Consider the following 26,694-nt stretch of genomic DNA (forward strand, 5'->3'; position numbering starts at 1 on the left):
GCGAACCTTTCACGGCCCGTTGTCGGCCTTCCCGGCCCCTCCCACCCCCACATCCACCCCCTCATGCGAGATGCGAGTCACTGGGACGTCATGAAGATCCAAGACCTTCCGTATCGAGACCCGGGTGTACCGGACGCACGCTCGGGCCCCAGATTTCTGTGGTGGCTCTTCCGCAACCAGCTCGGCGGGCAGCTCACCGCCCTCGCCTGGGGACTGGTGCACTTCGTGGCCGTCTCCGGGCTGCCGTTCGGCGTCGGGTTCGCCGTGCAGGCCGTCGTCGACCGCTCGGGCGAACGGCTGGCCCTCGCGGGCGGGCTGATGGTGCTGTGCGGTGTGGCCATCGCACTCGGCGACAGCATGCTGCACCGGGCCGCGGTCACCAACTGGATCACAGCGGCGGCCCGCGTCCAGCAACTGCTGGCCCGCAGGACCGCCCAGCTGGGCTCGGCCCTGACACGGCGGGTCGCGGCCGGCGAGATCGTCTCGGTCTCCACGGGTGACGTGGAGAAGATCGGCTGGTTCGTGGAGGCCCTCTCCCGGTTCACCGCCGCGGCGGTGACCGTCGTACTGGTCTGCGCCGGCCTGTACGTCTACCAGCCGGAACTCGGCATCGTGGTCGCCGTGGGCATCCCGGTCCTCGCCATCGCCGTGCTGCCGCTGCTACCGCGGGCCACCCGGCGGGCCGACTTCCAGCGTGAGAAGGCGGGCCGCGCGACCGAACTGGCCTCGGACACCGTCGCGGGACTGCGGGTGCTGCGTGGCATCGGCGGCGAGGAACTCTTTCTCGACCGCTATCGGCGGGCCTCGCAGGAAGTCCGCCACGCGGCCGTGCGCAGCGCCCGTATGTGGGCGCTGATCTCGGCGATCCAGGTGCTGCTGCCGGGTCTGCTGATGATCGCGGTCGTCTGGCACGGCGTGCACCTGGCCCGGCAGGGCCGGATCGCCGTCGGCGAACTGGTCACCGTGTACAGCGCGGTCATGCTGCTGACGTATCCCCTCCGGCACTTCGAGGAGATCGCCATGGCGTACTCCTTCTCCCGGCCCTCCGCGAAACGCGCCGCGCGGGTGCTGTCACTGGAGCGCGCCACGGACACGGCGGGCTCGCGCGAGGCCGTGGTGCCGACCGGGGATCTGTACGACCCCGCGACCGGGCTGCTGGCACCCGCCGGGTGTCTGACCGCCGTGGTGTGCGGCGATCCGGACACGGCGGGTCTGCTGGCGGAGCGGCTCGGCGGCCATCCTTCCGAGAAGGGCACATCGGCACTCCTCGGTGGTGTGCCGCTGGACGAACTGCCGCTCTCCAGCACCCGCACGGCCGTTCTCGTCCAGGACAAGGACCCGGTACTGCTCTCCGGTTCGCTGCGCGAGCTGCTCGACGTGCCCGCCTCGGGTGCGGTGAGCGCCACCGAGGCGCTGGCCGCGGCACAGTGCGGCGACGTCCTGGAGGCGCTCGTGCAGGGGTCGTTGGACGCCGAGGACCCGCTGGACGCGCGGATCACCGAGCGCGGGCGGTCGTTGTCGGGCGGCCAGCGCCAGAGGCTGGCGCTGGCACGGTCACTGATCACGGACCCCGAGGTGCTCGTGCTCGACGAACCGACCTCGGCCGTCGACTCGCACACGGAGGCCCGGATCGCCGACGGGGTACGGGAGTTGCGCACCGGCCGCACGACGGTCGTGTTCACCTCCTCGCCGCTTCTCCTGGACCACGCCGACCGGGTCGTGCTGATCCACGAGGGCGAGGTCGCGGCGGTCGGTGTCCACCGCGAACTGGTGCACAAGGAACCTCGGTACCGGGCCGTCGTGACCAGGGAGACCGAGGACGAGGAAGCCATCGGCCGCGAGCTGGACGACCTGGACGACCTGGAAGAACTGGAAGCATTCAAGGAAATCGGAGAGACGGCATGATCGGCGTGGCGCCACCGGCGTACGACCCGGCGGCCCCGACGACGGCGAGCACCCTGCCGGTCGGTGCCCCCGCGACCGTACGCGCCTACGTGGGCGAACTGTTCCGCAGGCACCGGCGTGCCTTCCTGCTCCTGGTCACCGTCAACACGGTCTCCGTGGTGGCCTCCATGGTCGGCCCGTACCTGCTGGGCGACCTCGTCGAGCGGGTCTCGGACGACGCCCGTGAACTCCATCTGGAGCTCACCGTCGGCCTGTTCGCCGTCGCGCTGGTCGTGCAGGCCGTGTTCGTACGGCAGGTGCGGCTGCGCGGCGCGATGCTCGGCGAGCGGATGCTGGCCGACCTGCGCGAGGACTTCCTCGTCCGGGCGGTCGGGCTGCCGCCGGGTGTCCTGGAACGGGCGGGCACGGGTGACCTGCTCTCCCGCATCACCACCGACATCGACCGGCTCGCCAACGCGATGCGCGAGGCGGTGCCGCAGCTCGCCATCGGCGTGGTGTGGGCGGCGCTGCTGCTCGGCGGTCTCGTCGTCACGGCACCGCCGCTGGCGCCGGCCGTGCTCCTCGCGGTGCCGCTGCTGGTGGTCGGCTGTCGCTGGTACTTCCGGCGCGCACCCTCCGGCTACCGATCGGAAGCCGCCGGATACGCCGCCGTCGCCGCCGTGCTCGCGGAGACCGTGGACGCCGGGCGGACCATCGAGGCCCACCGCCTCGGCGACCGCCGGATCGAACTGTCGGACCGGCGGGTCAGGGAGTGGACGGCCTGGGAGCGCTACACGCTGTGGCTGCGGTGTGTGCTCTTCCCGGTCATCAACGCCACCCATGTGACGGTGCTGTGCTCGGTGCTGATGGTCGGCGGGGTCTTCGTGCTCCAGGGCTGGATCGACGTGGGCCAGCTGACCACGAGCGCACTGCTGGCCCAGATGCTCGTCGACCCGGTGGGGATCATCCTGCGCTGGTACGACGAGCTCCAGGTCGCCCAGGTGTCGCTGGCCCGGCTGGTCGGGGTCCGGGACATCGAACCGGACGCCGGTGACCCCTCGCTGGCCCCGGACGGGCGGGACGTGCACGCGGACCAGGTCCACTTCGGCTACCGGGAGGGCGTGGACGTGCTGCGCAAGGTGTCCCTGGAGGTCGCGCCGGGCACCCGGCTGGCCCTGGTGGGCCCCTCGGGCGCGGGCAAGTCCACGCTGGGCAGACTGCTCGCCGGGATCTACGCACCCCGGACGGGCCGTATCACCCTGGGCGGCGCCGAGCTGTCCAGGATGCCCGCCGAGGAGGTCCGCTCGCACGTCGCGCTGGTCAACCAGGAGCACCACGTCTTCGTCGGTTCCCTGCGCGACAACCTTCTGCTGGCCCGCACGGACGCCGGGGACGCCGAGCTGTGGGCGGCGCTGGGCGCGGTCGACGCGGACGGCTGGGGCCGGGCGCTGGACGAGGGTCTGGACACCGAGGTCGGCTCGGGCGGCTTCGCGCTCACCCCGGCGCAGGCCCAGCAGATCGCGCTGGCCCGGCTGGTTCTGGCCGACCCGCACACCCTGGTCCTGGACGAGGCGACCTCGCTCCTCGACCCGCGCGCGGCCCGTCATCTGGAGCGGTCCCTGGCCCGGGTCCTGGACGGCCGCACGGTAGTCGCCATCGCCCACCGGCTGCACACGGCCCATGACGCGGACGTCATCGCCGTCGTGGAGAGCGGCCGGATCACCGAGCTGGGCAGCCACGACGAGCTGGTCGCGGCGGACGGGGCGTACGCGGCCCTGTGGCGGTCGTGGCACGGGTGACGCACCGGTGATCGGGCAGCGGGGCGGGGCCGGGTCGGCTCCGTCCCGTTGCGCGGTCCCGGCGGTGGGTGGAACGCTGGAGGCGGCTGCCCGCCCATCCGGGCGGCGCCGGGGCCGGTCCCCACCCACCTGGAGGTACCCGTGGACAGTGACGAGGGATGGGGAGACGACGTCTACCAGCCCGACGGATCCGAGGTACAGGACGACGCGGGCCTCCTGGACGCCGAGGACACCCTGGTCACCGACGGGGTGAGTGACCCCCTCGACCGTGGCTGGTCCCCTCCGGACCGTCCCTGGGCGGTGGAACGCACCGGTGTGACGGCGGCGGAGCGCCGGCAGGGAGAGACCCTGGACCAGCGCCTCGCCGAGGAACTGCCGGACATCGCGGCACCGGACGGCGACGGCATCGGCGACTGCGCGGGCACGGACGGCGAGCCACTGGACAACGAGGTGGGCACCGCCCGCTCCGGTCGTCTGGTGGCCCCCAACGAGGGCGCGCACGAGGACGGGGAGAGCGGGCTGATCGCCACCGACGTGGGTATCGACGGCGCTGCGGCCTCGGCCGAGGAGGCCGCGATGCACATCGTCGACGAGGACGCCCTGTCCGGCTGAACGTCCCCCTGACCGAGCGAGGAGAACACGCATGCAGCAGGACAAGCAGCTCGCCTACCAGCCGGTCGTCTTCCGGGACCGGACCGCCGGATACGCCTTCCTGACCCGGTCCACCGCGACGAGCGAGCAGACCATCGAGTGGGACGACGGCGAGACGTACCCGGTCGTGGACGTGGAGATCTCCTCGGAGAGCCACCCGTTCTACACCGGCAAGGCCCGGACGGTGGACACCGAGGGCCGCGTCGCCGCCTTCGAGCGGCGATACGGCGCCGGGGAGGGCCAGAACTGAGACGCCTGTCTCAGTATCCGGCCTCAGATGAGGTTGAGCGCCGCAGCGCAGCCCACTCCGCCGAGCAGCATGAACGCGGGCATGAGCACCTTCAGCTCGACCCAGCTGCCCGCCCGGAACCGCAGCGCCTTCGGCGGGCCGATCGGGTACCAGCGCTTGCGGCCGATCGGGATGGGCCACAGGACCGGGCAGCCCGACACCGTCAACGCGTCCCCGATGTCGTGCACCAGCGCGCCGAGCACGATCGGCAGCCCGAGCCACAGATACGTCTGCCCCGGGTCGGTGAACAGCCAGTCCGCGCCGTTGCCGGGCTTGTCCAGGACGCCGGCCAGGATCCAGGCGCTGGTCGCCGCCAGCAGCCAGACCAGGACGTCGGCACTGGAGCCACGCGTCGCCCGCCACAGCAGGCCTTCGATGGCGAGCACGATGTGCACGAAGAGGATCGCCAGCACCGCCCAACGGCCCCCGGCGATCGCCACCGCGGAGGCACCCCCACCGGTCAGAACCGCCCACAGCCAGGTGTGCGTCAGTGTCCGGTGCCCGCCCGAGCGGCGCGGGTCGCCCTGCTTCTTCGTCGCCTTGTAGACGGCATAGGAGAGCTTGTCGACGATCTCGCACAGGCCGCGCGAGATCGGGCCGAAGGCGTTCGAAATGGTCGCCGCCTTGTGGTCGAGGTCCGGGGCAAGCGCGGCACCTGCGCAGATCAGGGCACCGACCAGGAGCACCGGCCAGGGCATCGGCTTGCCCGCCGCGGCCGCGGCGGCTCCCACACCGAGCCAGGCTGCGGCCCCCGAGAGTGAGTGTGCTGGTCCCATCATGGCCGTGTTCCGCCCTATTCCTCGTACGCCGCTGTCCAGTTGACCGGGTGCGCTGACGCTCCGTCGGCGACACAGCGTAGCGGCCGTGATCTTCGGACGGGCATCCGATTCCCCCTTCACCTGGGATCACAGGCAAGATGGGGGCGTGACCCTCATCGATCAGCTGCCGCAGACCGCAGACCCCGACGCCCTCTACGAAGCCTTCGAGTCGTGGGCCCAGGAGCGCGGTCTCACGCTCTACCCGCACCAGGAGGAGGCGCTGATCGAGGCGGTCTCGGGTGCGAACGTGATCGTGTCGACGCCCACCGGCTCCGGCAAGAGCATGATCGCGGCAGGTGCGCACTTCGCCGCGCTGGCCCGGGACGAGGTCACCTTCTACACCGCGCCGATCAAGGCCCTGGTCTCGGAGAAGTTCTTCGAGCTGTGCAAGATCTTCGGCACGGAGAACGTGGGGATGCTGACCGGCGACGCCTCGGTCAACTCCGATGCTCCCGTCATCTGCTGCACGGCCGAGGTGCTGGCCTCCATCGCGCTGCGCGACGGCAAGCAGGCTGATGTCGGCCAGGTGGTGATGGACGAGTTCCACTTCTACGCCGAGGCCGACCGCGGCTGGGCCTGGCAGATCCCGATCCTGGAGCTGCCCCAGGCGCAGTTCATCCTGATGTCGGCGACGCTGGGCGACGTCTCGATGTTCGAGAAGGACCTGACCCGCCGCACCGGCCGCCCGACCTCGGTGGTCCGCTCGGCGATCCGCCCGGTCCCGCTGTCGTACGAGTACAAGCTGACCCCGATGACCGAGACGCTGACGGAGCTGTTGGAGACCCGGCAGGCCCCCGTCTACATCGTGCACTTCACGCAGGCGCAGGCGGTGGAGCGGGCTCAGGCGCTGATGAGCATCAACATGTGCACGCGCGAGGAGAAGGACAGGATCGCCGAGCTGATCGGCGGCTTCCGCTTCACCACCAAGTTCGGCCAGAACCTCTCCCGTTACGTCCGGCACGGCATCGGCGTCCACCACGCCGGCATGCTTCCCAAATACCGCCGCCTGGTCGAGAAGCTGGCCCAGGCAGGCCTGTTGAAGGTCATCTGCGGCACGGACACGCTCGGCGTCGGCGTCAACGTGCCCATCCGCACGGTGCTGTTCACGGCGCTGACGAAGTACGACGGCAATCGCGTACGGACCCTGCGTGCGCGTGAGTTCCACCAGATCGCCGGCCGGGCGGGCCGCGCGGGCTTCGACACAGCGGGCTTCGTCGTCGCGCAGGCGCCCGAGCACGTCATCGAGAACGAGAAGTCGCTCGCCAAAGCGGGCGACGACCCGAAGAAGCGCCGCAAGGTGGTCCGCAAGAAGGCGCCCGAGGGGTTTGTCGGCTGGACCGAGAGCACCTTCGACAAGCTGATCACCTCCGATCCGGAGCCGCTGACATCCCGTTTCCGGGTGACCCACACGATGCTGTTGTCGGTGATCGCCCGCCCCGGCAACGCCTTCGACGCGATGCGGCACCTGCTGGAGGACAACCACGAGCCGCGCAAGCAGCAGCTGCGGCACATCCGGCGCGCGATCGCCATCTACCGCTCGCTGCTGGACGGCGGCGTGGTCGAGAAGCTGGACGAGCCGGACGCGACCGGACGCATCGTGCGCCTGACCGTGGATCTCCAGCAGGACTTCGCGCTGAACCAGCCGCTGTCCACCTTCGCGCTGGCCTCGTTCGACCTCCTGGACCCGGAGTCGCCGTCGTACGCGCTGGACATGGTGTCGGTGGTCGAGTCCACGCTGGACGATCCGCGCCAGATTCTCGCGGCCCAGCAGAACAAGGCGCGCGGCGAGGCCATCGGGGCGATGAAGGCGGACGGTGTCGAGTACGAGGAGCGTATGGAGCGCCTCCAGGACGTCTCGTACCCGAAGCCCTTGGAAGAGTTGCTCTTCCACGCCTACGACACCTACCGCAAGAGCCACCCGTGGGTCGGCGATCATCCTCTCTCCCCCAAGTCCGTCATCCGTGACATGTACGAACGCGCCATGACCTTCACCGAGTTGGTGTCCCACTACGATCTGGCCCGCACCGAGGGCATCGTGCTGCGCTATCTCGCCGGCGCCTTCAAGGCTCTCGACCACACCGTCCCCGACGACCTCAAGTCCGAGGATCTGCAGGATCTGATCGCCTGGCTGGGCGAGATGGTGCGCCAGGTCGACTCCAGCCTTCTGGACGAGTGGGAGCAGCTCGCCAACCCGGAGGTGATGACCGCCGAGGAGGCCCAGGAGAAGGCGGACCAGGTCAAGCCGGTCACGGCCAACGCGCGGGCCTTCCGTGTCCTCGTCCGTAACGCCATGTTCCGCCGTGTCGAGCTGGCCGCCCTCGACCAGGTGGACGCCCTGGCCGAGCTGGACGCGGAAGCCGGCTGGGACGCCGACGCGTGGGGCGAGGCGATGGACAAGTACTGGGACGAGTACGAGGACCTCGGCACCGGCCCCGACGCCCGCGGCCCCCGGCTGCTGATGATCGAGGAGGAGCCGCAGAACAGGCTGTGGCGCGTCCGGCAGGCCTTCGCCGACCCGAACGGTGACCACGACTGGGGCATCAGCGCGGAGGTCGACCTCGTGGCCTCCGACGCGGAGGGCCGCGCAGTCATCAAGGTCACCGACGTCGGCCAGTTGTGAGCACAGGAGAATCGCACCCATGACGAACGCAGCCGAGAGACTTGTCGACCTGCTGGACCTGGAGCAGATCGAGGTCAACATCTTCCGTGGCCGCAGCCCCGACGAATCCCTCCAGCGGGTCTTCGGCGGCCAGGTGGCGGGCCAGGCACTGGTCGCCGCCGGGCGCACCACGGACGGCGAGCGTCCGGTGCATTCGCTGCACGCGTACTTCCTGCGCCCGGGCCGCCCGGGCGTGCCGATCGTGTACCAGGTCGAACGGGTCCGTGACGGCCGGTCGTTCACGACCCGGCGGGTCACGGCAGTGCAGCAGGGCCGCACGATCTTCAATCTCACCGCCTCCTTTCACAAGCCCGAGGAAGGCAGCTTCGAACACCAGCTGCCGCCGGCCCGGAAGGTCCCCGACCCGGAGTCCCTGCCGAACGTCACCCAGGAGATCAAGGAGCATCTCGGCACGCTGCCCGAGCAGTTCGAGCGAATGGCGCGCCGTCAGCCCTTCGACATCCGTTATGTGGACCGATTGCTCTGGACCGCCGAGGAGGTCCAGCAGTTGGAACCGCGCAGCGCGGTGTGGATGCGCACGGTCGGCCGGCTGGGGGACGACCCGCTCGTCCACACGTGCGCACTGACGTACGCCAGCGACATGACGCTGCTCGACGCCGTCCGCCTTCCGGTGGAGCCCCTGTTCGGCCCGCGGACCTTCGACATGGCCTCGCTGGACCACGCCATGTGGTTCCACCGGCCGTTTCGCGCGGACGAGTGGTTCCTGTACGACCAGGAGTCCCCCATCGCCACCGGCGGGCGCGGGCTGGCCCGCGGCCGGATCTACGACGTCGAGGGCAGACTGCTCGTCTCCGTCGTCCAGGAGGGGCTGTTCCGGAAGCTGGGCTGAGGAGCCTCGTCCGGTCAGACTCGTGCGGCGGCGCGCTTCCGGTCCCGTGCGGGGCGTGGGTTTCTGCCGCGCAGGCGGCTCAACAGACCGCGGGTTCGCTCAGGTGCCTCGGGGTGGCTGTCCTGCTGCGGGGGCAGGAACCGGGCAGCCTCCTGTTCGAGCTCTCCGCAGGAGGGTGGGGCCTGTTCCGACCTCGGGCGCGGTGCGGGACGGTGGTCGCGGGCCTCGGCCAGGGTTCCGGTCAGGTCTGCGCGGAGCCAGCCGATCTCGTCCGGGTCGTCCGCCGTCATGATCCGTTCCGCGAGACGGGCTGCGGGCGAACCCGGCACCCCATGGGCCGGCAACTCCGGCCGGAGTCGGTTCAAGTAAGCGCGTTCGTACGGGTCGTTGACGATTTCCGCGATATGGGCGGGGTCGAGGAAGGACGCCACCACTGCGGCCCGTGCCCACGGTTCGTCGGCCGGTCGGAGCAGGAATCCCAGTTGTCGTCCCCGCCAGTTGCGAGGCCGCAGGTCAAGGCCTGCTTCGAGTTGGTCCCGCAGGCTCCGGGTGGTGCGGCCGGTCAGCAGCGGGGCAGTGTCCTTGCCTGCGGCGAACTGCCGTAGTTCGTCGGCGAGATACAGCCAGACCACGGCCCTGTAGCGGTTGACATAGAAGGTCACCGGCGTCACCAGGCCCTGGCGCGCCAGGCGGGTGAACCGGGTGGGCGTCACGTCCATGAGCTTCGCGCCGTCGGCCGTGCCCACCGTCCGGACGCGTTCACGCAGCGTCTCGGGAAAGTGTGCGTCCTTGCGCAGCCGGTCGACCTCGTCACGACCGACGCGGCGGCCGCCGCCCCCTTCGTCGGGAACGGTCCGGACACACCCGAGTTGGACCGCGAGGTCGAACTCGCGCCGTTTCAGCCCCAGTTCGCGTGCGGCACGGCTCGATGCGAAGGGCGTGCCGGAGGGGTGGAGCGTGCCGGTGGCCGGTGCGGTGGCCGTCTGGGTGGGTTTCGCGATGCTGACGCCGGACATGGTCGGTCTCCCCCGTGGAGTGGTTGGCCCGCGCCGTGTGCGCCGGCCTCGGGAAAAACCGTAGCCGGTTCCGCGCCCGGACCTGCGAGCCTGTGGATAACTCTGTCCGCGAGGCAGTATCCGCAGGTCAGATATCTGATGCCGAATTCTGCTCCGGTTGCCTGGCATCCACGTCGAGGTGTTCGCCGACCCGGTTGACGAGCAGTGTCATCTCGTACGCGATCTGGCCGATGTCGGCCTCGGCGGCGCTGAGTACGCACAGACAGCTGCCGGTACCGGCCGCCGTGACGAACAGCACCGCATCGTCGAACTCGATCATCGTCTGACGCACCTTGCCCGCACCGAAGTGGCGTCCCGAGCCTTTCGCCAAGCTGTGCAGGCCCGAGGACACGGCGGCGAGGTGCTCGGCGTCCTCGCGTCGAAGTCCTGTGCTGGCGCCTGTCACCAGCCCGTCGTTCGACAGGACCATCGCATGCCGTATGTGTTCGACACGCTCGGTCAGATCGTCCAGCAGCCAGCCAAGTCCTTGGTTCTGCGCCATGTTTCAGATCTCCCCGTGCGGCAGGTCCTCCAAGCCGAAGGATCCGGTCAGCCACACTTCCCCACGGCCGCCCTCCGAGCAAGGAGGATGGGTGCATGGCAGAGAAGATGACTGACGAGGAATGGCGTGCCTTCCTCTCGCACGGCACCCGTACCGGAAAGCTTTCGACCGTCCGAGCCGACGGGAGCCCTCATGTGGCCCCGATCTGGTTCCTGCTCGACGGTGACGACCTTGTCTTCAACACCGGGAAGGACACGGTGAAGGGACGCAACCTGGCCCGTGACGGCCGGGTCGCCCTCTGTGTGGACGACGACCGGCCGCCGTTCGCCTACGTGGTGATTCAGGGCCGGGCGACACTGTCGGAAGAACTCGACGACGTCCGGCACTGGGCCGGGCGCATAGCCGCGCGCTACATGGGCGAGGAACGGGCCGAGGAGTTCGGCGCCCGCAACGGCGTTCCGGGGGAACTGCTCGTCCGCGTGCACATCGAGAAGGTGCTGGCGCAGACCGCCGTCGCCCACTGAGGGAGGACGCGGCTCAGCCGCGTCCTCCCTCGCGTCAGCTCACAGAGTCGAGCAGCCGGGCGGTGTGCATCCGGCCGGCGTACTCGACCAGCCGGATCAGCACTTCCTTGCCCGAGTCCCGGTTGCGGGCGTCGCAGAGCACCACGGGCGTGCCCTGGTCGAGGTCCAGGGCACGCGACACGTCCTGGGCGCCGTATGCGCGGGAGCCCGCGAAGCAGTTGACGGCCACCACGAACGGGATGTGCCGGTGCTCGAAGTAGTCCACAGCGGGGAAGCAGTCCTCCAGTCTGCGGGTGTCGGCGAGGACGACCGCACCCAGGGCGCCCTGCGAGAGTTCGTCCCACAGAAACCAGAAACGGTCCTGGCCCGGCGTGCCGAACAGATACAGGGAAAGGCCTGAGCGGATGGTGATGCGGCCGAAGTCCATGGCTACGGTCGTGGTGACCTTCTGGTCCACGCCGTCCGTGTCGTCCACCAACTGACCTGCCTCGCTCAGCAGTTCCTCGGTGCGCAGCGGTCTGATCTCGCTGACCGCGCCCACCATGGTGGTCTTGCCCACGCCGAACCCGCCGGCGACCAGTATCTTCAACGCCAGGGGCGACGTCTCGTCGTCCGTGGCGTCGGAGTGCTCGGAGACCATCGATCACTTCTCTCGGGAGGGCCGGCAACGGTCGACGTCGATAGGTGCGTGCCGCGTCCTCGCGGTGGGTCCGCGCGCGGCGTCGCTGCGTGTGTGCGAGGTCAGCATCATGACAACTCCCGGCCCCTTCCGGGGGTTTGGACCGCTAATAGACCGATGTGACCGGCTCGCACCCGTTCGGTGTCCGGAAGGATGCACAACTCGGCGGGGTCCGGCTGGTTCCGCGTCAATCATCTACAGCGCCCTCAGTCCTTCGATCACCTCGCGCAGAATGCGTTCGTCGGGCAGTTGTGCGGGCGGCACCGGACGACTGACGGTGACGCAGCCCAACTCCAGCAGGTCGCCGAGCAAAACCCTCACCACTCCCACGGGGAGATCGGCATCCGCGGCGAGTTCGGCGACGGACTGCGTCTCCGTACGGCACAGGTCGATGAGCGTCCGGTGCTCGGGACCGAGCGCGGTGTCGTCGTCCATACCGGGCGCACCCGGGTCGAGCGTGACGAGCGCGATCAGGTCGAAGCGCACCCCCGTGGGGCCGGATCTCGTGCGTCCGCCCGTCATGGCATAGGGGCGGACCAGGGGCCCGGCCTCGTTGTCGTACCACTGGCTGCCCGGCTCCTGCATGGTGCCTGTCGTGTCCTCGGTCATCTGTGCGGACCGCCCTCTCGCCTCATCCGGCGGCGGGCGGGCGGCCCGCTGCCCGCGGGGCCGTGTGGAGGTGCTCGCCCACTCGTTTCACCAGCCGCGCCATCTCGTATGCCACAAGGCCTATGTCGGCGGTCGCGGCGGTGAGCACCGCGAGGCAGGAGCCGTCACCCGCGGCGGCGACGAACAGGAAGCCGTCATCCATCTCCACCATGGTCTGACGCACGCCGCCGGCGCCGAAGTGCCGGCCTGTGCCCTTGGCCAGGCTGTGGAAGCCGGAGGCGACCGCGGCGAGGTGCTCCGCGTCCTCACGTCGGAGATCGGTGGAGGCGCCCACCGCGAGACCGTCGTTGGACAGCACCACCGCGTGCCGTACATCGCTGACGCGCAGTACGAGGTCGTCCAGCAGCCAGTCGAGTTCGCCGGACCGCCGATCCGCCCTCGTGCTCGGGTCCTTGATCATGCGGGGTCTCCTTCACTGCTGTCTCTGCCGGTTTCGGGCCCTCGGGTGACCCCGCTGCCGGGTGACCTGCCGCCACCGCGCACCCAGCCGTCGCGGTAGGCCACCATGCGGTCGCGTACGGCCTCGGGGGTGCGCTTCTCCTCGCTCCGCGAACCCTGCGGCCGGGTCGGCTCCTCGGGGCGCTGTTCGCGCAGTTGGGGGGCGAGGTGGGCCTGCCGCACGCGCCGTGGGAGGTCGTCGGAATCCTCCGCGTCGCCGGGTTCCTCGGGCGGGCGGTGCAGCCGCAAAGCGGTGACTCCTCGCGGTGGGGTTTCGGGGACGGTCTCCGCGGGGGTCTGTGTGTGAGCCACCAGCGCGGGGCGGTCCGCCGAGGCCTGGACAGGTTCCTGGTGCGGGACGGCGGCAGCGGGCACGCGCGCGTACTCGCGTTCGGCAGCCGGCTCCCGGTCCACTGCCGCGCGGGGGGAGCGTTCCGTCCCGCCACCGTGCAGCAGAGCCGTGGGCAGCAGCACGACCGCGGTGGTTCCGCCGTAGGGCGAGGTCCGCAGGTGCACCTTGATGCCGTGGCGCGCGGCGAGTCTGCTGACCACGAAGAGGCCGAGCCGGTCGCTGTCGAACAGGTCGAGCGTTTCGGACTGTTCGATGCGACGGTTCGCCTCGGTGAGGGTCTCCTTGCCCATCCCGAGGCCCCGGTCCTCGACCTCCACCGCGTAGCCGTTGCCGACGGGTTCGCCGGTGATGCGCACCCTGGTGTGCGGGGGTGAGAACTGGGCGGCGTTCTCGACGATCTCGGCCAGGAGGTGTGTGAGGTCGGCGACGGCTGCGCCGGTGACGGACGCCTCGGGGAATTGACGTACCTCCACGCGCGCGTAGTCCTCGACTTCGGAGACCGCGGCGCGGACCACGTTCGTCAGGGAGACCGGCAGCCGCCAGGCCCGGCCGGGTGCCGCTCCGGAGAGGATGATCAGGCTCTCCGCGTGGCGCCGCATACGGGTGGTGAGGTGGTCGAGCCGGAACAGGTCGCTGAGTTCGTTCGGGTCGTCGGACCTGCGCTCCATGCTGTCGAGGAGGCTCAGTTGGCGGTGGACGAGGACCTGGCTGCGTCGCGCGAGGTTGACGAAGACCCCGGAGATTCCGCTGGCCAGTTCCGCACGTTCCACTGCGGCGCGCAGGGCCGCGCGGTGCACGGTACCGAGGGCCTCCGCGACCTGTTCGGTCTCGTCCTCGGCGGGTGGCCCGGGCGGTGCCTCGGCCCGGATGTCGATCTCCTCTCCCGCACGCAGCTTCAGCATGGCCTGCGGAAGTTTGTGGCGGGCGATCTCCAGAGCGGTGTTGCGCAGACTCACCAGTTCGACGACGAGACCGCGTCCGATGCGTACGGAGATCACCAGGGATGCGACGACGGAGGCCAGGCCGAACAGCACCGCGGCGCCGGCCGGCGTGAGCAGGCCCCGGGTGAAGGGGTCGGCCCGGTCCGCGACGTCGTGGCCCGCGTCCGTCTCGATGGCCCGCATGCCGCCCTGCACGCGTGCGTGCGCCTTCGCCCAGCCGGCTTCGGGCGCGGCTGCGATCGCCTTGACGCCCGGGCGGCTGGCGAGAACCTTGTCCTCGACGGCGGCCACAGTGGCGTACGCGGTGCCGGCCGCGATGTTCTGCCAGGTGGCGCGTTCCGGGCCGCGCAGGTCCGAGGCGGTGGCTTCGAGGAGGGTGCGTCGGGTGTCGACGGCCCCGGTGAACAGCCGCAGCCGCGGTCCGTCGAGGCGCCCGGCGAGCCGCGCCGCGGCGAGCAGGGTGTCCTCCTGGGCCAACGCCTCTCCCGCGCGGGAGAACTCGAGCAGTACGCGCGCGTCGGAGCCGAGTTCGGCGTCCTGGATGCCGGTGAGCGCGCCGCCCACGGCGAAGGCCGCCGAAATGCTCCTGGTGTACTGCGCGTACGTCTCGGCCCATCCGGTACGGCGGTCGAGCACCGAGGCCCGCAGGGTGCGCAGTTGTTCGACGCCGGCGACGAAGGTCTCCAGGCGCTCCGCGACTCCGGCGGGCAGTTCCTCACCGTCGGCGACGGTGTTGCTGTCGCCGAGGCGCAGCTTCGCCACGGACCTGTCGGTGCGCGCGCCGAGCGTCCTGAGGTCGACGGCCGGAACGGCCGCCGGATCGGTGGCGTGGCGTACGGCGGCCGTGCGTTCGGCCTGGAGCGCGGCGACGGCGGCGGCGACCGGCGCGCGCACCTGGGAGTCGACGCGCTGCAACTGCCGCAGCCGGGCGACGTCCTGGGCTGTGGTGACGGTGGCGTACGCCCACAGCGCGAGCAGGGAGACCACCGGCACCATCAGGAGGCAGACGATCTTGGCGCGGACGCTTCCCGGCCGCACTCGCCAGCGTCCCGCGCGCGTGGGCACCTCGTCGGGCAGGGCTCCGAAGGATTCCTCGGAGTCTTCGTCGGCCGGCGGACCGGCGTGCGCGCGACGTCCGCGCGGCGGGGGCGCCGTCCCGGCGCCGGGTATCGGGGTCCTACGGGGTGTGCGCATGGCCTCCTCGCTCGTAGTGGTTCGGGGTGTGCTCGCGGGCGTCGCCGCCCCGGGGCGTGCCCCTAGCGGGCCGCGACACTGTCGACCGGCCGCTGGGCGGCCGCGGATGCCTCGCGTTCCCCGGCCGTCGGCGACAACGCGACGAACGCCGAGGTCAGGAAGAGGTAGGACCCGAGGCCGACGGCGAGGGGGAAGATGAACTGCATCGCCGTGGCCCCGGGCAGTGTCTCGCCGGATGGCGTGACGTCCACGTGCACCGCGAACATCCCGGTGTAGTGCATGCTGCTGACGGCCGCTCCCATGACCAGCGAGGCGACCGTCACCGCTATCGGCGACTTGATGTTGAGAGCCGCCCACAGGGCGGCGGTGGCCGCGACGACGGCGATCACCACGGAGAGAGCGACGAGCGCCGGGTCGTACTTCACATCACCGTGCAGCCGGACCGCGGCCATGCCGAGGTAGTGCATGCTCGCCACACCCAGCCCGGTGGTGAGTCCACCGACGAAGAGCGCGCGGGCACGGTCGTGGCCGTAGCCGACGGCGAAGACTCCGGTGGAGACGACGGCCATGGCGACGAGGAGGCTGAGGATGGTCAACGGCACGTCGTAGCGGATGTCGGTGCCGCGGACACTGAAGCCGAGCATGGCCACGAAGTGCATGGTCCAGATGCCGGTGCCGATCGCGGAGGCCGCGGTGACGAGCCAGTTGCGGCGCGAGCGGCCGGTCGCGCCGAGCGCACGGACGGTGCAGCGCAGCCCGAGGGCGGCGCCGATGCAGGCCATCACGTACGACAGTACGGGTGTCAGCCAGCCGAAGGTGGCGTGGTCCAGGTGTCCCATGACCACGGGACGCTAGTGGGGGCACAGGAGCACAAAGGGGGCGCATTTCGAAAGGTATTGAAATATGGCAGGGAATTGCGCCTGAACGATCGCGTCCCGCTCGAACATGTGCGCTGTGGGGTACTTCTCGTCCGTGCGGGATCATGCGGAACATGAGCGACGACCACACACACGTCCAGGAGTTCTTCGCCGCCCGCGCGTCCGACTGGGACAGCAGGTTCCCGGACGACGGGCCCGCCTACGCCGCCGCGGTGGCCGAGTTGCGGCTGTGCGAGGGGGCCCGCGTGCTGGACGCGGGCTGCGGTACCGGGCGGGCCCTGGCGCCGCTGCGTACTGCCGTAGGGCCCTCGGGAGTGGTCCTGGGAGTGGATCTGACCCCGGCCATGCTGGAGGCCGCGACACGAGCCGGACGAGGCCTCGACGGGCAGTTGCTGCTCGCCGACGCTGCCGCTCTTCCGCTGCGTCCGGAGTCACTCGACGCCGTGTTCGCGGCGGGCCTGATCGCGCATCTGCCGCATCCCGGCGAGAATCTGCGGGAACTCGCGCGCGTGGTACGTCCCGGCGGCACCCTGGCGCTGTTCCACCCGATCGGCAGGGCCGCTCTGGCCGCCCGGCAGGGCCGGCGGATCACCCCGGAGGATCTGCGCGCGGAGGCCAACCTCGGTCCGCTGCTGACCGGGTCCGGGTGGCACATGACCTCGTACGTGGACGAGGACGCACGGTTTCTCGCACTGGCCGTGCGACAGGCCTGACCGGGTCGTTCGTCGACGTACGGGCCGCCTCACCGCACCTGCCCTCTTCTGCCGCCCGAACTCCGTCTCTACGTTGGACAGCAGCAGATGAACGATCAACCATGCCAACCACACAGGGGGACGGTGGTCCGCGTGTTCGGCGGTATCCGGAAATCGTTGACCAGTTTTCTCCGATCCCGGCGCTCGGAAGCGAGCGTGGGGCGGGAGAAGCGCACGCACAATCTCTTCGAGGCCGCCGCCGTGTATGTGTCGGCGTGCGCGGAGGACGACCAGGACCAGATGGACGAGGCCGTGGCCTGGGTGTCCCCGGAGGCGCTGTCGTTCGGTGTGAACGAGCTGGCCTGCCGTGCCGTCATCGCGCTGGCCAGAGAGCGCGACGAGTCGCCGCAGACGGTCGCCCGGGAACTCCTTGGACTGCCGACGACCTGACCGAAGCGGGTACATCCGGTCGATTCCCCCCTGTCCGACAGGAAAACAGCAGCTCCGGGTGGGGTGGGAGTCGTGACAACGACCTTCGGATCGGATTAGGGTGCGCGCCGATGGACGAACCGATGGGGAGGCTGTGATGGCAGAGACGGACGAGGGAGCCGTCGCCACCGCGGACGACGCGCTCTATGTGCTCACGGCGATGCTGCTGACGCCCGCGCAGTTCCCGAGTGTGCTGGGCGACGACTATCCGGAGGCATGTGCGGCGCTCGGACTCGCGCCTCTCGCCGACGGGTACGGGCTGGTGCTCGGCCAGGACGGGGACGGCGCGCGGTGGACGGTCGTCATCGACGATGTCTCCCTGGTAGCGGTCGCGATCGCGTCGTGGGACTGCGGCATGGAGTACGACCTGTCGCCGGAGGAACACACGGTCGTCGCGGCTCTGCCCGGCTGGCCTCTCGCGGTCGCCGTCGCGGCTCCCGACGTACCCGCCCCGCACGACCCGGGTCCCGAACTCACGGACCGGCCGCCGCTCGCTCCGCCGGACACCTCGTCGTGGGGCCCGGCACAGCGGCGTCTCGGTGCCGACGAGATCGCGCGCCAGTGGGTGGTCTGGCGGGAGCAGCTCAGCGACGACGACTTCACACCTCCGGGTGGCAGGTCAGCGGCGCCCGAGGACGAGCCGGACGTGGCTGGCGCGGACACGGATCGGGCTGTGGACGCCACAGACCCGGTCGAGGGCGGGGCATCCTCGACCGAGGACGCCCCGGGCCGGGCCGAGGGCACCGAGAGCGGGCCCCGTGCCGGCATTCGGCGCGTCCTCGCGGAGGTACGCGCATACGTGGAGACTCCTCCGCCGCTCGGCCGCGTCCGCTCCTCCTTCGCTCCGGGTGACGCGCGGACACTGCGCGCCGACGGTCCCGGCTGGTCGATGGTGGCCAGGACGGACGACATCGCCTTCGTCCTGCTCGACGAGGAGCCCGGAGAGGTACTGCCGGTGGGCCGGGGCCCGGAGCTGCCCGGTCTCCTCGAAGCGCTCGACAGGATGGCCGTACGCCCCAGCTGAGCCCCGCCGACCGACGCCGCCCGGATCCTTGTGGTCCGGGCGGCGTCGGCACGCCGAGGCGCTCCGCGGGAACTCGGGGTGTCAGCCGGAGTAGGGCACGCGCGGCATCGAACGGCGCCGCCTCAGCGGCCGATCTCCTTGCGTGTGACGCGACGCAGCCTGCGCCGCTGTGCGGGGTCCAGTGCGAGATAGGCAGCCGCCGGGACTCCCAGCACTATCAGCATTGCGGCCCACCAGGGCAACCAGATCCACAGGATGATCCCGGCTGCCACGCCCCCTGCGGCGATCTTCGCGTTCCTCGACATGAGTGTCGCCTCCTTCGCGGCCAGTGCCGCTCTCTGCCATGAAAACGGGTCCGCGCCTCCCACGGTTCCGGACCGCGACCCTGAGACGTCCCTGAGACTCGACCCCTACTCGCCCCTGAGAGGCGCTCCCACGTCGTACATGTGCCGCAGGGCCTGCCGGTACGAGTCGACGAGCCCCGTCTCCGTATAGGGAATACCCACCTCACGGCAGTAGGCGCGCACCGTCGGCTGGGCGAGCCGCAGATGAGGGCGGGGCATGCTCGGGAAGAGGTGGTGTTCGACCTGGTAGTTGAGGCCGCCGAGAAACCAGTCGGTCAGGGCGCTGCCTCGGACGTTGCGCGAGGTGAGCACCTGGCGGCGCAGATGGCCCCAACGCTCCCCCTCGGGGTCGGGCATCTCCATGCCCTTGTGGTTGGGGGCGAAGGCCATGCCCAGGTGGAGACCGAGCAGAGCCTGGTGGAGCGCGGCGAAGGCGAGTGCCCGGCCCGGAGTGAGGGTGGTCAGCAGCAGTGTCGCGTACGAGGCGACATGGGTCAGCAGCAGCGCGGCTTCCACGGCTCGTTCCCGGGGCGCCTGTCGGCGCAGGTCCCTGAAGCCGGAGATCTTCAGAGCGATGCCTTCGAGAAGGGTGAGCGGGAAGAAGAGCCATGCCTGATTTCGGGTCAGCCGGCGCCGAAAGCCGGTGCGATGCCGCGCCTGTTCGCCCGTGAACACCAGGACGTCGGCGACGACGTCGGGGTCCTTGTCGATGTGGTTGGGGTTGGCGTGGTGGCGGTTGTGCTTGTCGATCCACCAGGAATAGCTCATCCCCAGCAGCAGGTCGGCGTGGAGCAGGCCGATCGCACGGCTCATGGCCCTGTTGCCGGTGATCTGGGCGTGGCCCGCGTCGTGGCCCAGGAAGGCCGTGCGGGCGCAGAACACGGCGAGCGGCGGGGCGAGGAGCAGGACCCACCAGGAGCTGCCGATCAGCACGATGCCCGTGACGACGGCGGCCAGGGCGAGCAGGTTGCCGACGATCCCGAGGGCGTACCAGGTGTACCGCCGCTCCAGAAGCCCTTGCCCCTTGATGGCGCGCAGGAGGGGGGCGAAGTCGCTGCCGCCGGGCTGCGCTGCTGGGGTTCCCGGAGGTTCGGCGAGGGCGGCGGTCTGAGGCATGGTCGGTCTCCGGGTCTCTTCGGGGATCGGGCTGACCTCAGGAAACGTACGAAACGGTCACCCCTTGCGGCCATGGCGCCACCACCCGTGTCCATCCGGGGGAAAGCCCCGCCGTCATGAGGGGGTTGAGGACACCTCCGGGAAAAGTGACCTGGGTCACGGCTCAGTCATGGCGGGCGGGTCACCCCGGTGCTGTACCCTCGGCGACTCGAACCTCCGGTAGTCAAATTTGAGGAATGCGGCCATCGCTGTGCAGAGGATTCCCGCGGCAACCCCCTCCGAGATCTCCGAACTGGCCCGCTGCTGTGCCGTGTTCGTGCCCGGCGAGCCGGCCCGCACCGGCCTGGTCGCGTTCTGGCGGCCCGACGGCGAGGCGCCGCCCGCCGTGGCCGCCGGAACCGTCGACGACCTGACCGTGATCCTGCCGGGCGACCTTGGCGTCGAACGGACACAGGTGACCGCCGTCCTGATCCCGGTGCGTGCGGCGTTGCCGGTCCTCACGCGGGCGCGTGGCGCCGCGCAGGGCCACAGGGCGACGGCGTTCTGGGGTACGGCCGCCGTTCTCGCGCTGCAACTGGCCGCGCGCGGCCTGCTGTTGCCCGGGCTCTCCACGGGGGACCACGACGCCTGGCGGGCCGGGCCGCTCGCCGCGCCGGACGTGGAACGTGTCCGTGAACTCGCCGCCGCGATGCCCCCGGAAGCGCACGCCGTGCCGCTGGAGGGCACGGAGCCGCCGCGACTGCCCGACCCGGAGCGGCTGTTGCGCGCCTTCCTGGACGCGGTGGCCGACGCACTGCCCCGCTCCCCCGCCGCCTCGCTCGCCACAGGCGGGGCCGCCTACGCGGTACGGGAACCTCAGCACGTGCCGGAGCAGCGTGAATGGGCCGCCGAGGTGGCCGCCGGGCACGACGCGGGTGTACGGATCTCACTGCGGGTGGAGGTACCGGGGCTGGCGTCGGCCGGGCCGGACGAGACCGCCCTTCGGTTCCGAGCCGTGCTCCAGGTCCACAGTGTGAGCGAGCCCGGGCTGATGGCGGACGCGGCCGAGGTGTGGGCTTCGGCCGGCGCCCCCGGTCGCGCCTTCGGCCCGCGCGCGCGGATGGACGCCCTGCTCGCGCTGCGCCGCGCGGCCCGGACCTGGCCGCCGCTCACGCCCCTGCTCTCGGCAGCCGTTCCGGACGCGGTCGAACTCGCCGACGAAGAGGTCACGGAACTGCTCGGGGAAGGCGCCCGCGCCCTGTCCGCCGCCGGGGTCGAGGTGCACTGGCCCAAGGAGCTGGCCCGCAAACTGACGGCCCGTGCGGTCGTCGGCCCACCCGAGGAGGGCATGGGCCCGGGGAAGACTCCTTCGGACACGCCGTCGTTCCTGTCCGCCGACGCGCTCCTCGCCTTCAACTGGTGGTTCGCACTGGGCGACCAGCAGCTCACGCGCGAGGAGCTGGACCGTCTCGCCGAGGCGAACCGCCCAGTGGTGCGGCTGCGTGACCAGTGGGTCCTCGTCGACCCTCGGGAGGTACGCCGCGCTCACGCACAGCAGGACCGCAAGATCACCCCCGTAGACGCCCTCAGCGCCGCCCTGACGGGCTCCACGGAGGTCGACGGCCGCTCGGTCGAGGTACGGCCCACCGGGTGGCTGGCGGCCCTGCGGGACCGCATCTCGGACCCGGACACGCAGGACCCCGTGGGTCAGCCGGCCGCGCTCGACGCCACACTGCGCGACTACCAGCTGCGGGGCCTCAACTGGCTGGCCCGGATGACGTCCCTGGGTCTCGGCTGCTGTCTGGCCGACGACATGGGCCTCGGCAAGACGATCACGCTGATCGCGTTGCATCTGCACCGGCAGACCGACGCGTCGGCGGCAGGGCCCACTCTCGTCGTCTGCCCGACGTCCCTGATGGGCAACTGGCAGCGCGAGATCGAGCGGTTCGCGCCCGGTACGCCCGTACGCCGCTTCCACGGGTCGCGGCGCAGCCTGGAGGCCCTGGCCTACGGCGAGTTCGTGCTCACCACGTACGGCACGATGCGCCTGGACGCGCGGCGGCTGGCCGAGGCGCCTTGGGGCCTGCTCGTGGCGGACGAGGCACAGCACGTCAAGAACCCGTACTCGGAGACGGCCCGGGAACTGCGTTCCATCGGCGCACGCGCACGCGTGGCGCTCACCGGCACGCCGGTGGAGAACAACCTGTCGGAACTGTGGGCGATCCTGGACTGGACGACCCCGGGACTGCTGGGCCGGCTCGGCACCTTCCGCTCGCGGTACGCGCAGTCCGTCGAGGGCGGTCAGGACCCGGCCGCAGCCGAGCGTCTGGCCCGGCTCGTACGCCCGTTCCTGCTGCGGCGGCGCAAGTCGGACCCGGGCATCGCTCCCGAGCTGCCGCCGAAGACGGAGACCGACCGTGCCGTGTCGCTCACCAAGGAGCAGACAGGGCTGTACGAGGCGGTGGTACGGGAGACGCTCGCGGAGATCTCCGGCGCCGACAACATGGTGCGGCGCGGGCTGATCGTGAAGCTGCTGACCGGTCTGAAGCAGATCTGCAACCATCCGGCGCAGTTCCTCAAGGAGGACCGACCGCACATCGCGGGACGCTCCGGGAAGCTGGAACTGCTGGACGAGTTGCTCGACACCATCCTCTCCGAGGGAGCGAGCGTTCTGGTCTTCACCCAGTACGTCCAGATGGCGCGGCTCCTGGAACGGCATCTGGCGGCACGCGGCGTGCCCACGCAGTTCCTCCACGGCGGCACGCCCGTCGGGGAACGCGAGGCGATGGTCGAGCGTTTCCAGGAGGGTGGGGTTCCCGTCTTCCTGCTGTCGTTGAAGGCCGCCGGCACCGGCCTGAACCTGACCAGGGCCGAGCATGTCGTGCACTACGACCGCTGGTGGAACCCCGCGGTCGAGGCCCAGGCCACGGACCGCGCGTACCGCATCGGCCAGAACCGTCCGGTGCAGGTGCACCGGCTGATCGCCGAGGGCACGATCGAGGACCGCATCGCCGAGATGCTGAACCGCAAGCGGGCGCTGGCCGACTCGGTGCTCGGCTCCGGCGAGGCCGCGCTCACGGAACTCACGGACACCGAACTGGCCGACCTGGTGCGACTGCGAGGGGGCGCGTGATGAATCAGCACAACGGTGACCGGTACAACGGCGACGAACAGAACGGCGACGACTACGACGACGAGGCGTACGGGAGGGACGCGTCCGGCGCCGACCTGGAGCGCACGTTCGCCGCGCTGCCTCCCCCACAGGGGCGCGGTTTCGCGGAGACGTGGTGGGGGCGTGCCTGGCTCAAGTCGCTTGAGGACGCGGCACTGGACTCCGAGCAGGTGCGGGCGGGCCGCCGGCTCGCGCGCGCGGGAGCCGTGGGCGCGGTGTCGGTGCGGCCGGGGCGCATCACCGCCGTCGTCCAGGACCGCGACCTGTCCACGCACCGCTCCGACGTCCTGCTGCAGGAGCTGTCCGACGAACAGTGGGACCGCTTTCTGGACATGGCGGTCGAGCGGGCCGGTCACATCGCGGCCCTGCTGGACCGGGACATGCCCCCGCACCTGGTGGAGGACTCCGCTGCCGCCGGAGTCGAACTCCTGCCCGGCATGGGTGATCTGGAGCCGGAGTGCGACTGCGGCGCCTGGGACCACTGCGGTCATACGGCCGCGCTCTGCTATCAGGTGGCGCGACTGCTGGACCAGGACCCCTTCGTCCTGCTGCTGATGCGGGGACGCGGCGAACGTGCCCTGCTGGACGACGTCCAGAGCCGTGGCGCCGTACTCGCCGACGAGGAGGCCGGGCCGGAGGGCGTGGACGCGGCCGAGACGTACGCGGCCGGGGACATCCTCCCGGCGCTGCCTCCCCTGCCCCTGCTGCCCGACGCGCCCGGGACACCGCCGGCGCTGGACACCGACGTCCCGCCCGCGCCCGGGGTGGATCCTGGCGCGCTGGAGTTCCTGGCCGCGCGGACGGCCGTGGAGGCGCATCGCCTGCTTGCCGAGGCGCTCGGTGCCGGTCATGGACGGCGGCCGGTCGAGGCGGAGTTGACGATGGCCCAGGACGCGGTGCGACTGGCTGCGGGCAACCCTTCGGGGGCCGTTTCCGACCGGCTCGCGGAGGGGTCGGGACGCGGCCGGGACCAGTTGGCGTCCGCCGTCTGCGCCTGGCGGTTCGGTGGCTCGGCGGCGTTGTCGGTCCTGGAGGAGGAGTGGACTGTCGAGGGCGATGTGCTCGCACGCGCGCGTGCCGCGCTCGACTCGGCCTGGGACGAGGACGAGCGGCCGATACTGCAGGCGGCGCGCAACCGGTGGACGGTGGTCGGCACGGGCAGTCAACTGCGCCTGGGGCGGGACGGCCGCTGGTGGCCGTACCGCAAGCAGGGCGGCCGTTGGGTGCCCGCCGGGCAGGCGGCCCAGGACCCGGGGACCGCGCTGGCCCTGATGGAGCGGACAGCCGAGGCGAGCGAGGGCAGGTGATCAGGCCCAGGGGCTGACCGCCTTGAAGGAGCTGTCGGCGCGGAAGGTGACGGTCTCCTGGTAGGGGTCGATGCGCAGCTCGTAGTTGTGGTGGCGGAGGTAGCGGCCGGGGTAGTTGTACGACTCCAGGCCGACCGAGCCGGTGGCCGAACCGGGCCGGGCGCAGTAGGTGGCGTCGCTGTTGAAGGTCGTCGAGCCGTTGCTCGCGTCGAAGCGGATCCGGTAGTCCTTGTGGCGGAGGTAGCGGCCGGAGGAGTCACGGAACGAGTAGCAGGTGGGCTCCGCCAGGCCGGGTACGACGGTGAATGTGGCGCTCTGCTTGACCTCCGTGGTGCTGGAGGAGGTCACCGGGTCGAGGTGGCCGAGGCTGTCGGAGCGGACGGCGGCATAGCGGCCGGTGAAGTTGACCGACCGGAGCGAGCGGGTGGTGTTCGTCGGCAGAGTGGGGAGCGCGGCGATGCTCCCCAGGGTGGGGACGACCTTCTTGATCAGGCCGCTCGAGTCGAACTCCAGCTTGTCGATGGTGGTTTCGCGGTGGGTGCCGTCGCCGCCGGGGAGGGCGAAGCGGTGGTAGGCGATGTACCAGTCGTCGGTGTTCGGCACCTGCACCACGGAGTGGTGGCCGGGGCCCTTGATGCCGAGGGCGAGGTCCTTTTCCAGGAGCGGGCCCCGGTTGGTCCAGGGACCGGTGGGCGAGGGGCCGGTGGCGTAGGCGACCCGGTAGTTCTCGTCGCGTGTGTCGCCCTCCGACCACATGAAGTAGTAGGTGCCCTTGCGCTTGATGACAAACGTGCCCTCGGTGTAGCCGCTGGGGGTGATGTTGACGACCTTGGAGGTGTCGAAGGAGACCATGTCGTCGTTCAGAGGGACCACGTACGCCCGGCCGTTGCCCCAGTAGAGGTACTGCTTCCCGTCGTCGTCGGTGAAGACCGCCGGGTCGATCATCTGGCCGGTGTAGGCGCCGCGGGCGATCAGGGGTTTGCCGAGCGGGTCCCTGAACGGGCCGGTGGGTGAGTCGGAGACCGCGACACCGATGTTCGTGTCGGCGGAGTAGTAGAGGTAGTACTTCCCGTTCCTCTCGGCCGCCGTCGGGGCCCAGGCCCGGGTGTCGGCCCAGCTGACGTCGGGTCCGAGGTCGAGGATGACTCCGTGGTCCTGCCAGTGGACCAGGTCCTTGGAGGAGTACGCCTTGAACTGCGTACCGCTCCAGCCCGCGAAGCCGTCGGTGGTCGGGGAGATGTAGTAGGTGTCGCCGAACCGGACGATGTTCGGGTCGGCGGTGAGCCCCGGCAGGACTGGGCTGTTCATGATCAGCGCCGAGACCGTCCAGGTGCGCTTCTGGCCGTCGGAGCCGGTCACCTCGTACGTGAGCGGCTCGGTGAAGTCGCGCGAGGTACCCGAGGCCGGGCTGATGGACGCGCCCTCGACGAGGGAGAACTGCGGGGCGAGCGTGGTGAGGTCGGTGCCCTCCGTCAAAGGGAGGGTGATTCTGCTGTGCGCGTCGTCGACGATGGCGGCGATCTTCAGCGCGGGGTGGGTGGCCGTGGTGATGCCCGTGGTGTTCCCGCTGAGTTGGACGACCTCGCCGGGAGCCAGCGCCCGGTTGTAGACACGGAAGTCGCGGAGCTTGCCCTTGAAGAGCTTGTCGCCGGTGTAGAGCGACTTGCCTATGTGGTTGGCCGTGGTGCTGCCGGACCCGATGGAACCCGGGGTGACGGTGACCGACGTGTTGCGGGCCACCTCGACGCCGTCCTGGTAGAGGATGCCCGTGGTGCCGGTCTGGGTGTAGGTGACGTGCTTCCAGACCGAGCGCTGCAGTGGGGCGGAGGTCCGGGTGTTCTGCTCGGTGGTCCAGTTCCCGGAAGCGATGCCGGTCCGCAACGGGTCGCCGGTGCTGAACAGGTACCCGTTGCCGCTGCCGTCGGTGGTGTTGCCGAAGCCGTAGAGGAAGTACGGCGTGGTCTGCGTGGCGTCGATCTGCACGTCCATCGAGACGGTGATCGAGTTCATGCCGGTCATGATGTTGTCCGGCACCTTGATGTAGGTGCTCGACCCGTTGAACGAGAGCCCTTCGCCGGCACCCGACCAGCTCGCGGTGCCGTTGACGGTGCCGTTCCGGCCGTGGCCCGAGGCGTCCGCCGCCACGGTGCCCGAGGTGGCGTCGAGTTTGTACCAGAGAGCCAGGCCGTCGGTGATCTCCGCCGCCCGGGCGGGGGCCGCCGGACCGACGATGCCCGCCAGGATCGAGGCGACGGCCACGGCGGCCAGAGCGCCCGGCCGGGATCTTCGGCGGTCCCGAGGTCTCACGCTGCGCATGAACTCACATCCCTGAAGAAGACTTTGAGGCCGGGGCGAGAACGCACCGGGGCGGGGAGAGCGACCGAGGGGC

Annotated in this window: 23 protein-coding genes; 12 read left to right on the forward strand and 11 right to left on the reverse strand. The window is 70.6% G+C overall.

Features of this window, described 5'->3' with window-relative positions:
- Positions 1 to 90: 90 nt before the first annotated feature.
- The 4 genes from OHN74_RS04210 to OHN74_RS04225 all read left to right on the forward strand — a co-directional run bounded on the left by OHN74_RS04210 (position 91) and on the right by OHN74_RS04225 (position 4,584).
- Positions 91 to 1,905, forward strand: coding sequence for an ABC transporter ATP-binding protein (locus OHN74_RS04210; protein ID WP_327693162.1), 1,815 nt, complete (start codon positions 91 to 93; stop codon positions 1,903 to 1,905).
- Positions 1,902 to 3,683, forward strand: a complete 1,782-nt coding sequence (locus OHN74_RS04215; protein ID WP_327693163.1) for an ABC transporter ATP-binding protein — start codon at positions 1,902 to 1,904, stop codon at positions 3,681 to 3,683. The genes OHN74_RS04210 and OHN74_RS04215 overlap by 4 nt, the downstream gene beginning before the upstream one ends.
- 141 nt (positions 3,684 to 3,824) lie before the next feature.
- Positions 3,825 to 4,295 carry a DUF5709 domain-containing protein gene (locus OHN74_RS04220; RefSeq protein WP_327693164.1) on the forward strand — a complete coding sequence of 157 codons (471 nt, stop codon included), beginning with the start codon at positions 3,825 to 3,827 and terminating at the stop codon, positions 4,293 to 4,295.
- A 31-nt stretch (positions 4,296 to 4,326) separates the two neighbouring features.
- Positions 4,327 to 4,584: a type B 50S ribosomal protein L31 gene (locus tag OHN74_RS04225; RefSeq protein ID WP_327693165.1), complete on the forward strand. Its 258-nt coding sequence runs from the start codon at positions 4,327 to 4,329 to the stop codon at positions 4,582 to 4,584.
- A 23-nt stretch (positions 4,585 to 4,607) separates the two neighbouring features.
- On the opposite strand, the gene OHN74_RS04230 is transcribed toward OHN74_RS04225, so the two are convergent.
- Positions 4,608 to 5,402 (reverse strand): metal-dependent hydrolase, encoded by a 795-nt coding sequence (locus OHN74_RS04230; RefSeq protein WP_164316531.1) that lies wholly within the window; start codon positions 5,400 to 5,402, stop codon positions 4,608 to 4,610.
- A gap of 145 nt (positions 5,403 to 5,547) precedes the next feature.
- Between OHN74_RS04230 and OHN74_RS04235 the strand changes: the two genes are divergently transcribed.
- Positions 5,548 to 8,061: a DEAD/DEAH box helicase gene (locus OHN74_RS04235; RefSeq protein WP_327693166.1), complete on the forward strand. Its 2,514-nt coding sequence runs from the start codon at positions 5,548 to 5,550 to the stop codon at positions 8,059 to 8,061.
- Between the two features lie 19 nt (positions 8,062 to 8,080).
- The gene (locus tag OHN74_RS04240; RefSeq protein WP_327693167.1) at positions 8,081 to 8,950 is read left to right on the forward strand and encodes an acyl-CoA thioesterase; all 870 of its coding nucleotides are present in this window, start codon (positions 8,081 to 8,083) and stop codon (positions 8,948 to 8,950) included.
- Positions 8,951 to 8,964: 14 nt separating this feature from the next.
- Here the strand turns inward: OHN74_RS04240 and OHN74_RS04245 are convergent, their stop codons facing one another.
- Positions 8,965 to 9,966 carry a DUF6397 family protein gene (locus tag OHN74_RS04245; protein ID WP_327693168.1) on the reverse strand — a complete coding sequence of 334 codons (1,002 nt, stop codon included), beginning with the start codon at positions 9,964 to 9,966 and terminating at the stop codon, positions 8,965 to 8,967.
- Positions 9,967 to 10,093: 127 nt separating this feature from the next.
- Positions 10,094 to 10,507, reverse strand: a complete 414-nt coding sequence (locus tag OHN74_RS04250) for a roadblock/LC7 domain-containing protein (protein ID WP_327693169.1) — start codon at positions 10,505 to 10,507, stop codon at positions 10,094 to 10,096.
- Positions 10,508 to 10,602: 95 nt separating this feature from the next.
- On the opposite strand from OHN74_RS04250, the gene OHN74_RS04255 reads away from it, so the two are divergent.
- Positions 10,603 to 11,031 (forward strand): PPOX class F420-dependent oxidoreductase, encoded by a 429-nt coding sequence (locus tag OHN74_RS04255; protein WP_327693170.1) that lies wholly within the window; start codon positions 10,603 to 10,605, stop codon positions 11,029 to 11,031.
- 34 nt (positions 11,032 to 11,065) lie between these two features.
- Here OHN74_RS04255 and OHN74_RS04260 read toward each other — a convergent pair whose 3' ends face one another.
- The 5 genes from OHN74_RS04260 to OHN74_RS04280 all read right to left on the reverse strand — a co-directional run bounded on the left by OHN74_RS04260 (position 11,066) and on the right by OHN74_RS04280 (position 16,143).
- A complete protein-coding gene (locus tag OHN74_RS04260) occupies positions 11,066 to 11,671 on the reverse strand; it encodes a GTP-binding protein (protein ID WP_327693171.1) in 606 nt (201 codons plus the stop codon).
- Between the two features lie 234 nt (positions 11,672 to 11,905).
- Positions 11,906 to 12,319: a DUF742 domain-containing protein gene (locus tag OHN74_RS04265; protein WP_327693172.1), complete on the reverse strand. Its 414-nt coding sequence runs from the start codon at positions 12,317 to 12,319 to the stop codon at positions 11,906 to 11,908.
- A gap of 22 nt (positions 12,320 to 12,341) precedes the next feature.
- On the reverse strand, positions 12,342 to 12,779 hold the full coding sequence (locus OHN74_RS04270) for a roadblock/LC7 domain-containing protein (protein ID WP_327693173.1): 438 nt from the start codon (positions 12,777 to 12,779) through the stop codon (positions 12,342 to 12,344).
- Positions 12,776 to 15,304 (reverse strand): sensor histidine kinase, encoded by a 2,529-nt coding sequence (locus OHN74_RS04275; protein ID WP_327693174.1) that lies wholly within the window; start codon positions 15,302 to 15,304, stop codon positions 12,776 to 12,778. The genes OHN74_RS04270 and OHN74_RS04275 overlap by 4 nt, the downstream gene beginning before the upstream one ends.
- A 62-nt stretch (positions 15,305 to 15,366) precedes the next feature.
- A complete protein-coding gene (locus OHN74_RS04280; protein WP_327693175.1) occupies positions 15,367 to 16,143 on the reverse strand; it encodes an MHYT domain-containing protein in 777 nt (258 codons plus the stop codon).
- 143 nt (positions 16,144 to 16,286) lie between these two features.
- Here OHN74_RS04280 and OHN74_RS04285 point away from each other — a divergent pair, with 143 nt between their 5' ends.
- The 3 genes from OHN74_RS04285 to OHN74_RS04295 all read left to right on the forward strand — a co-directional run bounded on the left by OHN74_RS04285 (position 16,287) and on the right by OHN74_RS04295 (position 18,387).
- Positions 16,287 to 16,895, forward strand: coding sequence for a class I SAM-dependent methyltransferase (locus tag OHN74_RS04285; protein ID WP_327693176.1), 609 nt, complete (start codon positions 16,287 to 16,289; stop codon positions 16,893 to 16,895).
- A 132-nt stretch (positions 16,896 to 17,027) separates the two neighbouring features.
- Positions 17,028 to 17,324, forward strand: coding sequence for a hypothetical protein (locus OHN74_RS04290; RefSeq protein WP_327693177.1), 297 nt, complete (start codon positions 17,028 to 17,030; stop codon positions 17,322 to 17,324).
- A 136-nt stretch (positions 17,325 to 17,460) separates the two neighbouring features.
- A complete protein-coding gene (locus tag OHN74_RS04295) occupies positions 17,461 to 18,387 on the forward strand; it encodes a hypothetical protein (RefSeq protein ID WP_327693178.1) in 927 nt (308 codons plus the stop codon).
- A gap of 122 nt (positions 18,388 to 18,509) precedes the next feature.
- On the opposite strand, the gene OHN74_RS04300 is transcribed toward OHN74_RS04295, so the two are convergent.
- Positions 18,510 to 18,692 (reverse strand): hypothetical protein, encoded by a 183-nt coding sequence (locus OHN74_RS04300; protein ID WP_327693179.1) that lies wholly within the window; start codon positions 18,690 to 18,692, stop codon positions 18,510 to 18,512.
- Positions 18,693 to 18,797: 105 nt separating this feature from the next.
- Positions 18,798 to 19,847 carry an acyl-CoA desaturase gene (locus OHN74_RS04305; RefSeq protein ID WP_327693180.1) on the reverse strand — a complete coding sequence of 350 codons (1,050 nt, stop codon included), beginning with the start codon at positions 19,845 to 19,847 and terminating at the stop codon, positions 18,798 to 18,800.
- A gap of 250 nt (positions 19,848 to 20,097) precedes the next feature.
- Here OHN74_RS04305 and OHN74_RS04310 point away from each other — a divergent pair, with 250 nt between their 5' ends.
- Positions 20,098 to 22,959, forward strand: a complete 2,862-nt coding sequence (locus tag OHN74_RS04310; RefSeq protein WP_327693181.1) for an SNF2-related protein — start codon at positions 20,098 to 20,100, stop codon at positions 22,957 to 22,959.
- On the forward strand, positions 22,959 to 24,305 hold the full coding sequence (locus OHN74_RS04315; protein ID WP_327693182.1) for an SWF or SNF family helicase: 1,347 nt from the start codon (positions 22,959 to 22,961) through the stop codon (positions 24,303 to 24,305). Before OHN74_RS04310 ends, OHN74_RS04315 begins: the two co-directional genes overlap by 1 nt.
- On the opposite strand, the gene OHN74_RS04320 is transcribed toward OHN74_RS04315, so the two are convergent.
- Entirely contained in the window at positions 24,306 to 26,612 is a 2,307-nt protein-coding gene (locus tag OHN74_RS04320; protein ID WP_443060537.1) for a family 43 glycosylhydrolase, read from the reverse strand.
- Positions 26,613 to 26,694: the final 82 nt, after the last annotated feature.

This window comes from Streptomyces sp. NBC_00459, from assembly GCF_036013955.1.
GTDB lineage: Bacteria > Actinomycetota > Actinomycetes > Streptomycetales > Streptomycetaceae > Streptomyces.